Origin of the sequence: Roseomonas sp. KE0001, from assembly GCF_016107285.1 — a bacterium.
Lineage (GTDB): Bacteria > Pseudomonadota > Alphaproteobacteria > Acetobacterales > Acetobacteraceae > Pseudoroseomonas.
This window is the reverse complement of record NZ_RCVQ01000001.1, coordinates 297460-310377: the sequence shown is the minus strand read 5'-3', so window position 1 is coordinate 310377 and position 12918 is coordinate 297460. Positions and strand designations below refer to the sequence as shown.

Annotated in this window: 10 protein-coding genes; 1 reads left to right on the top strand and 9 read right to left on the bottom strand. The window is 68.8% G+C overall.

Annotated elements, in window-relative coordinates; translation table 11 throughout:
* Positions 1-2: 2 nt before the first annotated feature.
* From D9598_RS01420 to D9598_RS01405, 4 genes are all read right to left on the bottom strand, one after another.
* The gene (locus tag D9598_RS01420; protein WP_198364606.1) at positions 3-683 is read right to left on the bottom strand and encodes an ABC transporter ATP-binding protein; all 681 of its coding nucleotides are present in this window, start codon (positions 681-683) and stop codon (positions 3-5) included.
* Positions 676-1929, bottom strand: coding sequence for a lipoprotein-releasing ABC transporter permease subunit (locus D9598_RS01415; RefSeq protein WP_198364605.1), 1254 nt, complete (start codon positions 1927-1929; stop codon positions 676-678). The genes D9598_RS01420 and D9598_RS01415 overlap by 8 nt, the downstream gene beginning before the upstream one ends.
* A gap of 8 nt (positions 1930-1937) precedes the next feature.
* Positions 1938-3248: a proline--tRNA ligase gene (proS, locus tag D9598_RS01410; protein WP_198364604.1), complete on the bottom strand. Its 1311-nt coding sequence runs from the start codon at positions 3246-3248 to the stop codon at positions 1938-1940.
* Between the two features lie 402 nt (positions 3249-3650).
* A complete protein-coding gene (locus D9598_RS01405) occupies positions 3651-3914 on the bottom strand; it encodes a DUF1467 family protein (protein WP_198364603.1) in 264 nt (87 codons plus the stop codon).
* A 272-nt stretch (positions 3915-4186) separates the two neighbouring features.
* On the opposite strand from D9598_RS01405, the gene D9598_RS01400 reads away from it, so the two are divergent.
* Positions 4187-5305, top strand: a complete 1119-nt coding sequence (locus D9598_RS01400; protein WP_198364602.1) for an acyltransferase — start codon at positions 4187-4189, stop codon at positions 5303-5305.
* Between the two features lie 24 nt (positions 5306-5329).
* Here D9598_RS01400 and D9598_RS01395 read toward each other — a convergent pair whose 3' ends face one another.
* The 5 genes from D9598_RS01395 to nuoL all read right to left on the bottom strand — a co-directional run bounded on the left by D9598_RS01395 (position 5330) and on the right by nuoL (position 12918).
* Positions 5330-6988: a ribonuclease J gene (locus D9598_RS01395; RefSeq protein ID WP_198364601.1), complete on the bottom strand. Its 1659-nt coding sequence runs from the start codon at positions 6986-6988 to the stop codon at positions 5330-5332.
* A 317-nt stretch (positions 6989-7305) separates the two neighbouring features.
* On the bottom strand, positions 7306-8073 hold the full coding sequence (locus D9598_RS01390) for a biotin--[acetyl-CoA-carboxylase] ligase (RefSeq protein WP_198364600.1): 768 nt from the start codon (positions 8071-8073) through the stop codon (positions 7306-7308).
* Complete coding sequence (gene nuoN, locus D9598_RS01385) at positions 8070-9488, bottom strand: NADH-quinone oxidoreductase subunit NuoN (protein WP_198364599.1); 1419 nt, start codon at positions 9486-9488, stop codon at positions 8070-8072. The genes D9598_RS01390 and nuoN overlap by 4 nt, the downstream gene beginning before the upstream one ends.
* A 5-nt stretch (positions 9489-9493) precedes the next feature.
* The gene (locus D9598_RS01380) at positions 9494-11005 is read right to left on the bottom strand and encodes an NADH-quinone oxidoreductase subunit M (protein ID WP_198364598.1); all 1512 of its coding nucleotides are present in this window, start codon (positions 11003-11005) and stop codon (positions 9494-9496) included.
* Positions 11002-12918 carry an NADH-quinone oxidoreductase subunit L gene (gene nuoL, locus D9598_RS01375; RefSeq protein ID WP_198364597.1) on the bottom strand — a complete coding sequence of 639 codons (1917 nt, stop codon included), beginning with the start codon at positions 12916-12918 and terminating at the stop codon, positions 11002-11004. Before nuoL ends, D9598_RS01380 begins: the two co-directional genes overlap by 4 nt.

The following is a 12918-nucleotide window of genomic DNA, read 5'->3' as shown; positions in this document are numbered from 1 at the left end:
GGTCAGGCCGCCACCACCTGTCCGTCCCGCAAGGTGACCACCCGGTCCATCCGCGCCGCCAGCTCGGGATTGTGCGTCGCGATCAGCGCCGCCAGCCCGGCGCCCCGCACCGCCGCCAGAAGCTGCGCGAAGACCTGCTCGGCGGTGGCGACATCGAGGTTGCCGGTGGGTTCGTCGGCCAGCAGCAGGCCGGGCCGGTTGGCCAGGGCCCGGGCGATGGCCACGCGCTGCTGCTCGCCGCCCGAGAGGCGACCGGGCCGGTGCGCCTCCCGCCCTTCCAGCCCGAAGCCCGCCAGCAGCTCGCGCGCCCGGCGGGCGGCCTCCTTCTCGCCGGTCCCGATCGCCATCTGCGGCAGCACGACATTCTCCAGCGCGGTGAATTCCGGCAGCAGGTGGTGGAACTGGTAGACGAAGCCGATGGCCCGGCCGCGCAGCGCGCTGCGCGCGTCGTCGGACAGGGTGCCGGCCGGCCGGCCGCCGATCACCACCTCCCCCGCATCGGGCCGCTCCAGCAGCCCGGCCAGGTGCAGCAGGGTGGACTTGCCGGTGCCCGAGGGCGCGACCAGGGCGACGATCTCCCCCGCATGCAGGGTCAGCTCGGCGCCGCGCAGCACGGGCAGCTCACCCGCCTCGGTGCGGAAGCGGCGCTCGACGCGCTCGAGGCGCAGGCGGACCTCACTCATTGCGCAGGGCCTCCACCGGATCGGTGCGCGCGGCGCGCCAGGACGGGTAGAGCGTCGCCAGCAGCGACAGGCCGAGGCCCATCAGCACCACCTGCGCCACCTCATGCGGGTTCACCACCGCCGGCAGCCGCGTCAGGAAATAGACCTCCGGGCTGAACAGCTGCGTGCCGGTCAGCGCCTGCAGCGCCTGGCGGATGCTCTCGATGTTCAGGCAGAAGACCAGGCCGAGGGCGAAGCCGATGCCGGTGCCGAGCACGCCGATCGAGGTGCCGCAGATCAGGAAGACCCGCATCACCGCGCCGCGCGTCGCGCCCATGGTGCGCAGGATGGCGATATCCCGTCCCTTGTCCTTCACCAGCATGATCAGCGAGGAGACGATGTTGAAGGCGGCGACGATGATGATCAGCGTCAGGATCAGGAACATCACGTTGCGCTCGACCTGGACGGCGGCGAAGAAGCTGCTGTTGCTGGCCTGCCAGTCCAGCACCCGCACCGGGCGGGGCGAGAGCGCGTCGACGATCTCCCGGCTCGCCTGCCGTACCCGGTCGGGGTCGCGCACGAAGACCTCGATCTGCGAGGCGGCGTCGCGCATCTGGAAGTAGATCTGGGCCGCCGGCAGAGGCAGGAAGACGTAGGACGAATCGTATTCGTTCATCCCCGCCTCGAACATCGCCACCACCGTATAGGCGCGCAGCCGCGGCACGGTGCCGATGACGGTGGTGCGGCCCTGCGGCGAGACCAGCGTGACCCTGTCGCCGATGCCGACCCCGAGCTTCTGCGCCAGCCGGGTGCCGATCAGGATGGCGTCCTCGCCCTGGAAGGCCTCCAGGCTGCCGGCGCGGATATTGCCGGCGAGCAGCGGCCGGGCGCGCAGGTCCTCGGGCCGGATGCCGCGCGCCAGGCCACCGGTGGCGCCGCCGGCCTCGCTGGTCAGCAGCACCTGCCCCTCGACGATGGGCGCGGCGGAATCGATGCCGGCGAGCTGGCGGATGCGCGCGGTGATGTCGTCGTAGTCGCGCAGGCCGCCCGGCCCGGCGGCATAGACCCCGAGATGCCCGTTCAGCCCGAGGATGCGGCCCAGCAGTTCCTGCCGGAAGCCGTTCATCACGCTCATCACGATGATCAGCGTGGCGACGCCGAGCGCGATGCCGACCAGGGAGAAGGTGGCGATCACCGAGACGAAGCGCTCGCCCTTGCGCGCCCGCAGGTAGCGGAACGCGACCTTGCGCTCGAAGGCTCCGAACACGTGGCGGCTCAGCGGCCGAGGATCTGCGCCAGGGCCGCCTCGATCGAGACCTCCTGCCGCTCTCCGGTCGCGCGGCGCTTCAGCTCGATGACGCCATTGGCCGCGCCGCGCGGGCCGATGATGGCCTGCCAGGGGTAGCCGGCCAGGTCGGCGTCGTTGAACTTGACGCCCGCCCGCTCGTTGCGGTCGTCATAGACGGCGTCGCCCGGCAGCGAGGCATAGAGCTTCTCGGAGAGCGCGTCGGTCGCCAGATCGCCAGGCTTGAGGTTGAGGATGGCGCAGCGGAAGGGCGCCACCGGCTCGGGCCACTTGATGCCGGCCTCGTCGTGATTGGCCTCGATGATGGCGCCGAGCAGGCGGGAGACGCCGATGCCGTAGCTGCCCATATGCGGCACCACCGGCTGGCCGTCCGGCCCGGCCACGGTCAGGCCCATGGGCTTCGCGTACTTCTCGCCGAAATAGAAGATGTGGCCGACCTCGATGCCGCGGGCCGAAACCTGGGCATCGCCCTCCACGGCGTTCCAGGCGGCCTCGTCGTGCATCTCGTCGGTTGCGGCGTAGCGGCTGGTCCAGAAGTCGACGATCGGGCTGAGGTCGCCATTGTAGTCCGGCGTCTGCGCCAGCACGTCGAACTCCAGCAGGTCGCGGTGCAGATAGACCTGGCTCTCGCCGGTCTCGGCCAGGATGATGAACTCGTGGCTGAGATCGCCGCCGATCGGGCCGGTGTCGGCGCGCATCGGGATGGCCTTGAGCCCCATCCGCGCGAAGGTGCGCAGATAGGCCACGAACATCCTCCTGTAGGAGAGCCGCGCCGCCTCCTGGTCGAGGTCGAAGGAATAGGCGTCCTTCATCAGGAACTCGCGGCCGCGCATGACGCCGAAGCGGGGGCGGATCTCGTCGCGGAACTTCCACTGGATCTGATAGAGGTTGCGCGGCAGATCGCGGTAGGAGCGCGCATAGGACCGGAAGATGTCGGTCACCATCTCCTCATTGGTCGGGCCGTAGAGCATCTCCCGCTCGTGGCGATCGGTGATGCGCAGCATCTCCCTGCCGTAGTCCTCGTAGCGGCCGGACTGCTTCCAGAGGTCGGCGCTCTGGATCGTCGGCATCAGGATCTCCTGCGCCCCGGCCGCATCCTGCTCCTCGCGCACGATCTGGCTGACCTTCTGCAGGACGCGCAGGCCGAGCGGCAACCAGGCGTAGAGGCCGGCGCTGGTCTGCCGGATCATCCCGGCGCGCAGCATCAGCTTGTGCGAGGCGATCGCCGCCTCGGCGGGAATTTCCTTCAGGGTCGGCAGGAAGGCGCGGGACAGGCGCAAGGTCGGAACTCCGGAGCATCAGGCCGGCGGAAGGTAAGGGCCGGCGGCGCGTTATGCCAGAGGCCGCCGCCAGCCATGATGCGCCGCAATAAAATTATGCTGCACTGCAAGAAATGGAAATAATACGTCAATTCCCCACTGGATGACGAACAAACCTCCTTCACTCCGGCAGTGTCGCCGGATACAACGAAAAAAAAGGGCCACACCGAAGTGCGGCCCGAGTTTAGGGAGGAAACGCCAGTCACACGGCAGGAAGAGAACCAGCTCTCTTCCTGAACCCATGGTGTCTGGCCAGGCTTCACGCTGCAATGCAAAAACCTCGGATGCCTGTTGAAAAAACGGGCGCCCGAGGCGTATGCGCTCGAATGATGAGCGTTTTCTGCTCAAATTCCGCCAAGAAGCCTATTCCGTAGGCATCGCCAGCCATCCCTCGCGGAAGCTGAGCCAGGAGCTGCTCACCAGCAGCTCGATCCCCAGCCAAATGAGGGTCGCCAGCAGGGTCGTCAGCAAAGCCTTCTTCAGCAGCCCTGGCGATCGGGGGGTGCCGCGCCACCCGCCGATGGCGGGATCGCCCTCGGGCTCGGGCCGGACTCCGATGGGCAGCACCGCGAACAGCACCGTCCACCAGACCAGGAAATAGACCACGAAGCCGGTGAACAGGTTCATGCCAGCCACTCCTCCTCCGGGCGCCGCCATGGGCTGGCGCCTGGCGCGGGACATAGGCCAGCCGCCGCGCGCCGGCCAGGGGCCGGGACCAGGGGCTAGGACGGAGCGGGCCCACGGCCTCGTGAAGCGCCTGCCACAAGCCTGCCACATCCTGGCGCTTGCCTGCGCCGGCGCCGCTTTCGCGCTTCGCCCCTCCTCGGATCCGCGTCACGGCGCGGTCCATGGCCCGGCTCCGCCCCGGCGTCCCGGCCTTCTCCTGAACCGGGACACGCATGACGGCTTTCAAGGCAAGACTGGTTGAACTCGACTCCCTGCGCGGCCTCGCCGCGCTCGTTGTGGTCCTGCACCATGCCTATCTGACCCTCCCCTCGGTGCCCCCTGCCCTGGCCTGGCTGCTGGCCGAGACGCCCTTGCGGCCCCTCGCCACGGGGCGGCAGGCGGTGGTGTTCTTCTTCGTGCTCAGCGGCTTTGTCCTCACCCGGGCGCTGGCCGCGCAGGAGGCGCGACAGCCCGGCTCGGTGCTGAGCGTCGCCGGCTGGTGGCATTTCGCCTTGCAGCGGGCCTTCCGCCTCGGCCTGCCGGTGATGGCCTCGCTGCTCCTCTCGGCGCTGTTGCAAAGGCTGGTCTGGCATGGCCCGCTGCCGGAAGGGACGCCGCATCTCCTGGCCGGCGCCGCCTGGAGCGCTCCCTGGTCCTGGGGCGGCCTCCTGGAGCAGGGGATGCTGCTCAGCCACGGCGATGGCTTCCAGCTCAACCCCGTCCTCTGGTCCCTGGTGCATGAGTGGCGCATCGCCCTCCTGCTGCCGCTCGCCCTGCTGTTCCACGGCAGGCTCGCCTTGCTGATGGCCCTCGCGATGCTCGGCGCGGCGGTGGCGCGAATGGCCGGGATGCCGGAAGGCCATATTTCCCTCGGCGAGAGCCTGGGGCGCACCTTCGCGGCCTCCGCCGGCTTCCTGCCGGCCTTCGCCGCCGGCGCCGCCCTGGCGCTCCGGCCCCCTCTCTCGCTGGACGGCACGCAACGCCTTGCCGCCGGCATCGCCGTGGTCGTCATGGCGGCGGCGGCGCATGACTATGGTGTCATCGCCGGCTCGGTTCTGCTCATCCTGCTGGCGCAGCACGAGGGCGCGCTGGCGCGGATCCTGAGGCGGCCAGGCCTGCTCCGGCTCGGCCGCATCTCCTTCAGCCTGTATCTGGCGCACATGCCGGTGCTGCTGACCCTGACGCATGCGCTGCGGGATCAGGCGGGGCCGCTGGCCATTGCCGCCCTCGCCGTTCCGCTCTCCTTCCCGCTCGCCCTGGCGCTGCACCATGGCGTAGAACAGCCGGCGCACCGGCTGGCCCGCACGCTTCCGCCACCGCGCGGCGGGGCCCTGCAGACCCGACCGGGATAAGACACCGGCCGGACCCCGCCGCTCTCAGACGCGCAGCAGATGCACCTCGACGCTCGGCCGCTTGCGCAGGCGCCGGCCGAGCGCCTTGCGCAGCACCGTGCGGGCGGCGTCCCGCAGCATGTCGTCCTCCTGCTTCAGGGCCGGTGGCAGGTCGCCCACCGCGCGCGCCAGTTCCTCGGCGATCTGTCCCGGAGCGACGTCGGCCATGTCGAAGAGGCCCGGCGCCGAAACCTGGGGCGTGCCGAGCACGCGTCCGCCCCGGTCCACCGCCAGCGACGCCACGACGATGCCGTTGAACAGCATCCTGCGCCGGGCGCCCAGCACGCCGCCCTCCAGGGGGAGCAGCCTGTCGCCATCGAGCACCAGCTGGCCGGTCGGCACGCCTTCCACCACGTCGGGGACGGCGTTGCCCGACAGCGGCCCGAGGCGCAGGACATCGCCATCCTCGACCAGAACGGGGGTCGAGCCCATCTCCCGCGCCAGGGCGGCGTGCTCCTGGAGGTGGCGCCACTCGCCATGCACCGGCACGGCGAAGCGCGGCTTCACCAGGGAATAGAGGCGCTTCAGCTCGTCCCGCGCCGGATGGCCGGAGACATGCACCATGTGGTCATCCGCCGTCATCACCCGGCAGCCGCCGCGCGCCAGATCGTCCTGCAGCCGCAGGATGGCCCGCTCGTTGCCCGGGATCATGCGGGAGGAGAAGATGACCGTGTCCCCCTCGCCCAGCGAGATGCGCGGATGGGTATCGGCGGCGATCTTGGCCATGGCCGAGCGCGGCTCACCCTGGCTGCCGGTGCAAATGATCAGCAGCTGATCGTCCGGCACGTCGTCGGCGTCATCCTCATGGATGAAGGGCGGCACCTCCTGGAGATAGCCGCATTCCCGCGCCGAGGCCTCCGCGTTGCGCAGGCTGCGCCCGAACAGCGCCACCTGACGCCCGGCCGCCCGGGCCGCCAGGGCGATGGATTCGACCCGCGCCACATTGGTGGCGAAGCAGGTCACGGCGACGCGGCCCTTCAGCTGGCGGATCAGCGCGGTGAGATTGCGCCGCACCTCCGCCTCGCTGCCGGAATGCCCCTCGACCAGCGCATTGGTGCTGTCGCAGACCATGGCCAGCACCCCTTCCCGGCCGAGCTCGGCGAAGGCCGCCTCATCGGCCGGCTCGCCGATCAGCGGATCGGGGTCGAGCTTCCAGTCCCCGGTGTGAAGCACGGTGCCGTAGGGGGTGCGGATGGCCAGGGACTGCGGCTCCGGCACCGAATGCGTGACGCGGATGAAGCGCAGCTGGAAAGGGCCAAGCTCCAGGCTGCCCCCGAGCGGGACGGTGACGATCTTCACCTGGCTGAGCAGGCCGGCCTCACCCAGCTTGCGCCGGAGCACGGAGGCGGCGAAGGGGCTGGCATAGACCGGGCAGCGCAGCTGCGGCCACAGCGGCGCCACCGCGCCGATATGGTCCTCATGCGCATGGGTGATCACCAGGCCCAGCAGCTTGTCGCGCCGCTCGGCCAGCCAGGACGGGTCCGGCACCATCACCTCGGCCTCGGGCTGCTCGGCGCCGCCGAAGCCGATGCCGCAGTCGACAGCCAGCAACTGCCCGTCGCAGCGGTAGACATTCAGGTTGAGGCCGATCTCCCCCGTCCCGCCGAGCGGGATGAAGGCCAGATCGCTATTGTAAAGATTCATGTATCCTGACCAGTCGTGATGTTCATTCAGTCATACGCCCAGGGGTGATCCGGGGGCAGATTCGAGAGCCTTCGTCAGCGCCGCTCCAGCGGGAGCGTGGCGCGCGTCAGGCGAATTCCGTGGAAGAAAGATGGGGTGGCACGGGCCCGTGCCAATATCGCCAGTGCCCACGGGCCACCGCGGCGCGGCCCCAGGCAGCGGTAATCGCTGGATGTCGCCGCGCCGTCCCGCGCGGAGTCGGACGTCATACCCTCTCACACCGTCCACATAGCCTTACTTGCCAGCCGATTGCACCGACGGAACGAGACCGCCCGCGATCACGGATTGCGGACAGGCGACGGGTCCTGCGTCTCGATCTCGCCCGAGGAGATTGCCAGCGGCCCTTCCTCCCGTTCCAGCAGCAACCGCCCGTCGCCATCCAGGCCGCCATAGCGTCCCTCGACCAGCCGGCCAGCCTGGCGCAGCCGCAAGGTGCTGCCGGGCCGCGGACCCCTCGCCATCCAGGCCCGCCGCACCGGACCGAAGCCCTCGGCGGCATACCGGGCACGCCAGAGATCGAGCCTGCCGAGAAGTTCCCAGGCGAAGGAAACCGGCTCCGGCACCGCGCCGCCCCGCGCCGCGAGGCTGGTGGTGGCACGGTCCCCAAGATGCGGGGCGTGGCGGAGATTCACCCCTATCCCGACGACCACCCAGCCGGCGCCCCCCGCCCCGTCCGGCGCCGCCTGGGTCAGGATACCGGCGCATTTCGCCCCATCCAGCAGCAGGTCGTTCGGCCATTTCAGCCGCAGCGCCGCCGGCTCGGGCAGATGGGCGGCCACGGCTTCGGCCAGGGCGACCGCGGCCAGTAGCGACCAGTGCGGCACGCTCCGCAGCGGCCCATCGGGGCGCAGCAGCAGGGAGAGGTGGAGATTGCCCTCGGAGGAGTTCCAGGCGCGCCCCTGGGTGCCGCGACCGGCGGTCTGCCGCCGGGCGAGGACGGCGAACCCCGCCGGCTCGCCCGCCGCCGCGGCGGCCAGCACGATATCCTGCGTGCTGGCCAGTTCCTCATGGACGGCGAGGCGCCACGAGGCGTCGGGACGGTTCACCCCAGCAGGGCCAGCACCGCCGCCTGCGCGGCCGCCATGAAGGGCGCCGGGAAGGCGAAGAAGAAGACGGTGAAGAGGCCGGTCCCGGTCAGCACCACCGACAGGCTCGTCGGGCGTGGATCGAGCGCCTCTCCGGCATCGAAGTACATGACCTTGATGACGCGCAGGTAGTAGTAGGCCGAGACGGCGGAGCTGAGCACCGCGACCACGCCGAGGGTGACGAAGCCTTCCTGCCACACCGCGCCGATGGCGTAGAGCTTGCCGAAGAAGCCGGCCAGCGGCGGAATGCCCGCCATGGAGAGCATGAAGCAGGTCATGGCGAGCGCCATGGCCGGGTCCGCCTTGCCCAGGCCCGCGAGGTCGTCCACCCCCTCCAGCGCGCGGCCGTTGCGGCGCATCGCCACCAGCACGGCGAAGGCGCCGACATTGGTGAAGAGGTAGATCGCCATATAGAGCAGCAGCGCGCGAACGCCGAACTCGGTGCCGGCGGCGAGGCCCAGCAGGGCATAGCCGACATGGCCGATCGAGGAATAGGCCATCAGGCGCTTGATGTTCTTCTGCCCGATGGCGGCGAGCGCGCCAAGGATCATCGAGCCCAGCGAGCAGAGGATGATCACCTGCTGCCACTGGCCGACCAGGTCGCCGAAGGGGCCCGCGGCCACACGGGTCAGAAGGGCGACGGCGGCGACCTTCGGCGCCGAGGCGAAGAAGGCCGTCACCGGGGTGGGCGCCCCTTCGTAGACATCCGGCGTCCACATGTGGAAGGGCACGGCCGAGACCTTGAAGACCAGGGCCGCGAGCACGAAGACCAGACCCACCACCACGCCGAAGGGAACGCTCTCCATCCCGGTCAGGGCATCGGCGATGGCGTCGAAATTGGTCGAGCCGCTGAAGCCATAGATCAGGCTGGAGCCGTAGAGCAGCAGGCCCGAGGCCAGCGAGCCCAGGATGAAGTACTTCAGCCCGGCCTCGGCCGAGCGCTCGCTGTCGCGGTTGAAGGCGGCGATGACATAGAGCGAGAGGGAGAGCAGCTCGAGGCCGAGATAGAGCGCGATGAGGTCATTGGCCGAGACCATGACCATCATGCCGAGGCTGCTGAACAGCAGCAGCACCGGGAACTCGAACTTGCCCAACCCCTCCTTCTCGTTCCAGTCCATCGCCAGGAGGAGGCCGAGCGCGGCGCCAGCCAGGACCAGCAGCTTCATGAAGCGGGTGAAGGCATCGGCGACGTACTGCCCGTTGAAGGCGTCGCCCTCCGGCTGCGCCACGACCAGGACAGCGGTGAGCAGGAGCCCGCCCAGCACCGCCATGTTGACGGCGAAATGCGTGTCGCGCTTCGGCAGCACGCCGCCGGCCAGGGCAGCGAGGCCCACCAGGGCCAGCACCAGCTCGGGGAGGATGAGGGTCCAGTTCATGCCGGTCACATCCCGGCCATGCGCGGCAGCGCCATCGCGGCTTCATGCCGCGTGACGAGGGCCGCGACGCTGGCCTCGAAGAAGGAAAGGAAGGAGGAAGGATAGACGCCCATCCAGAGGGTCAGCAGGATCAGCGGCGCGAAGGTGATGTACTCGCGCGGGCTGAGGTCGAGCAGCGCCCGCAGGTCCTCGCGCGTGATCTTGCTGAAGACGACGCGGCGATAGAGGTAGAGCATGTAGCCCGCGCCCAGGATCATGCCGAGGCCGGCCCCGAAGGCGACCCAGGGGTTGGCGTGCCAGGCGCCGACGATCACCAGGAACTCGCCAGGGAAACCCGCGGTGCCGGGCAGCGCGATCGAGCCCATGGTGAAGAGCATGAAGACCATGGCGTAGCTCGGCATGATCTTGGCGACGCCGCCATAGCGGGCGATCTCGCGGGAATGCACCCGGTCGTAGAGCACGCCGACGCAGAGGAAGAGCGCGCCCGAAACCACGCCATGGCTCAGCATCTGGAAGATGGCGCCCGAGATGCCCTGGTGGTTCAGGGTGAAGATGCCGATCGTCACGATGCCCATATGGGCGACTGAGGAATAGGCGATCAGCTTCTTCATGTCCTCCTGCGCCAGCGCCACCAGCGAGGTGTAGACCACGGCGATGACGGAGAGCGCGAAGATCAGCGGCGCGAACCACTCGGTCGCCTGCGGCAGCAGCGGCAGGGAGAAGCGCAGGAAGCCATAGGCGCCCATCTTGAGCAGCACGCCGGCCAGGATGACCGAGCCCGCCGTGGGCGCCTCGACATGGGCGTCCGGCAGCCAGGTGTGCACCGGCCACATCGGCACCTTCACCGCGAAGGAGGCGAAGAAGGCCAGGAACAGCCAGACCTGGACATTGGGCGCGATGGTCAGCTCGAACAGCGCCGGGATGCTGGAGGTGCCGGCCTCGAACCACAGGGTGAAGACCGCCAGCAGCATCAGCAGCGAGCCGAGCAGGGTGTAGAGGAAGAGCTTGTAGGCGGCGTAGACCCGGCGCGCGCCACCCCAGATGCCGATGATGAGGAACATCGGGATCAGCACGCCCTCGAAGAAGACGTAGAAGATGACGATGTCGAGGGCGGAGAACATGCCGATCATCATGGTCTCGAGGACCAGGAAGGCGATCATGTACTCCCGCACCCGCTTCTCCACCGCCTCCCAGGAGGCGAGGATGCAGAGCGGGGTCAGCACGGCGGAGAGCAGGACGAAGAGGACGGAGATGCCGTCCACGCCCATGCGGTATCCGAGGCCGAACTCGGGCATCCACTCGATCTGCTCGACGAACTGGAAATCCGCCGTCGTCTTGTCGAACTGGAACCACAGGATCAGCGACAGGCCGAAGACGATCAGGCTGGTCCAGAGCGCCGTCCAGCGGGCGTTGGAGGCGACGACCGCCTCCTCGCCACGGATGAAGAGGATGATGCCCGCCCCCACCAGCGGCAGGAAGGTGAGCAGCGAGAGCAGGGGGAAGCCCGCGGCGTTCATCGGCCGATCCCGAACAGGAAGATACTGACGAAGAGGACAAGCCCGATGATCATGGCGAAGGCGTAGCTCGCCACCCGCCCGGACTGCAGCCGCACCACGCGACCGGACGCCTGGGCGGTCAACGCCGCCGCGCCGTTCGGCATGCCATCGATGATCTTCACGTCCCCGACCTTCCACAGCATGACGGCGAGGCGGCGCGCCGGCCGCACGAAGATCCGGTCATAGAGCTCGTCGAAATACCACTTGTTGAGCAGGAAGCGGTACAGGCCCGGCACCGCAGCGGCGATCCGCCCCGGCATCTGCGGCATGAACATGTAGAAGGCATAGGCCAGGGCGATGCCGGCCAGACCCACCACCGTCGGCGCCAGCGGCACCCAGGAGGGAACCTCGTGCGCCTCATGCATGATGTGGTTGTGCGGCGCGTTGACGATGGCGCCGTTCCAGAACTCGGCCCAGTGGTGGCCGACGAAGTCGTCGTAGAAATAGGCGCCGGTGAACAGCGCGCCCAGCGCCAGGACGAGGAGCGGCACCAGCATGACCAGCGGGCTCTCGTGCACATGCTCCATCGTGTGATGGTCCGCGCGCGGCGTGCCGTGGAAGGTCAGGATGATCAGGCGCCAGGAGTAGAAGGCGGTCAGGAAGGCGGCCAGGATGCCGCAGACGAAGGCATAGGTCGCGGTCCAGCCATGACCGGCGAAGGCCGCCTCGAGGATCATGTCCTTGGAGTAGTAGCCGGCGAAGTAGGGCACGCCCGCCAGCGCCAGGGAGCCGATCCAGAACATCGCGTAGGTCACCGGGATCTTCTTCCAGATCCCGCCCATCCGGCGGATATCCTGCTCGTCCGACATGGCGTGGATCACCGAGCCCGCGCCCAGGAAGAGCAGCGCCTTGAAGAAGGCATGGGTGAAGAGGTGGAACACCGCCGCCTGATAGGCGCCGACGCCGACCGCGAAGAACATGTAGCCGAGCTGCGAGCAGGTCGAATAGGCGATGACCCGCTTGATGTCGTTCTGCACCATGCCGACCGAGGCGGCAAAGAGCGCCGTCGTCGCGCCGATCACGGTGACGAAGCCGAGCACGTTCGGCGCGTACTCCACCAGGGGTGACATGCGCGCCATTAGGAAGACGCCGGCGGTGACCATGGTGGCCGCGTGGATCAGGGCCGAGACCGGGGTCGGACCCTCCATCGCGTCCGGCAGCCAGGTGTGCAGGCCGATCTGCGCCGACTTGCCCATCGCGCCCAGGAAGAACAGCATCGCGATGACCTCGAGCACCGGCAGGCCGGCGAAGGTGAGCTGACGCGCCGCCTCGACACCCTGGAAGATGGTGTTGAACTCGATGCTGCCGAAGGTCCAGAAGGTCAGCGCCATGCCGAGCATGAAGAAGAGGTCGCCCACGCGATTGACGATGAAGGCCTTCATCGCGGCGCGGTTGGCGCTCTCGCGTTCGTACCAGTAGCCGATCAGCAGATAGCTCGCGAGGCCGACGCCTTCCCAGCCGAAGAAGAGCTGGAGCAGGTTGTCCGCGGTCACCAGCATCAGCATCATGAAGGTGAAGAGCGAGAGATAGGCGAAGAAGCGCGGCTGCGTCTCGTCATGCGACATGTAGCCGACGCTGTAGAGGTGGATCATGGTCGAGATCAGCGTGACCATGCCGACCATCATCGCCGCCAGCGTGTCGTAGCGCAGCGCCCAGGAGAGCTGCAGGCCGCCGACATCGAGCCAGGTGACGATCTCGAGGGTGACGGGCACATGGCCCAGCGCCACCTGGACGAAGGCGGTCAGGCCGCAGGCCGCGGCCAGCGCCATGCAGACCACGGTCGACCACTGCGCCGCCTTGTCGCCGATCCAGCGGCCGAAGAAGCCGGAGATGCAGGCTCCGAGCAGGGGGAAGAAAACCGCACCGACATACAT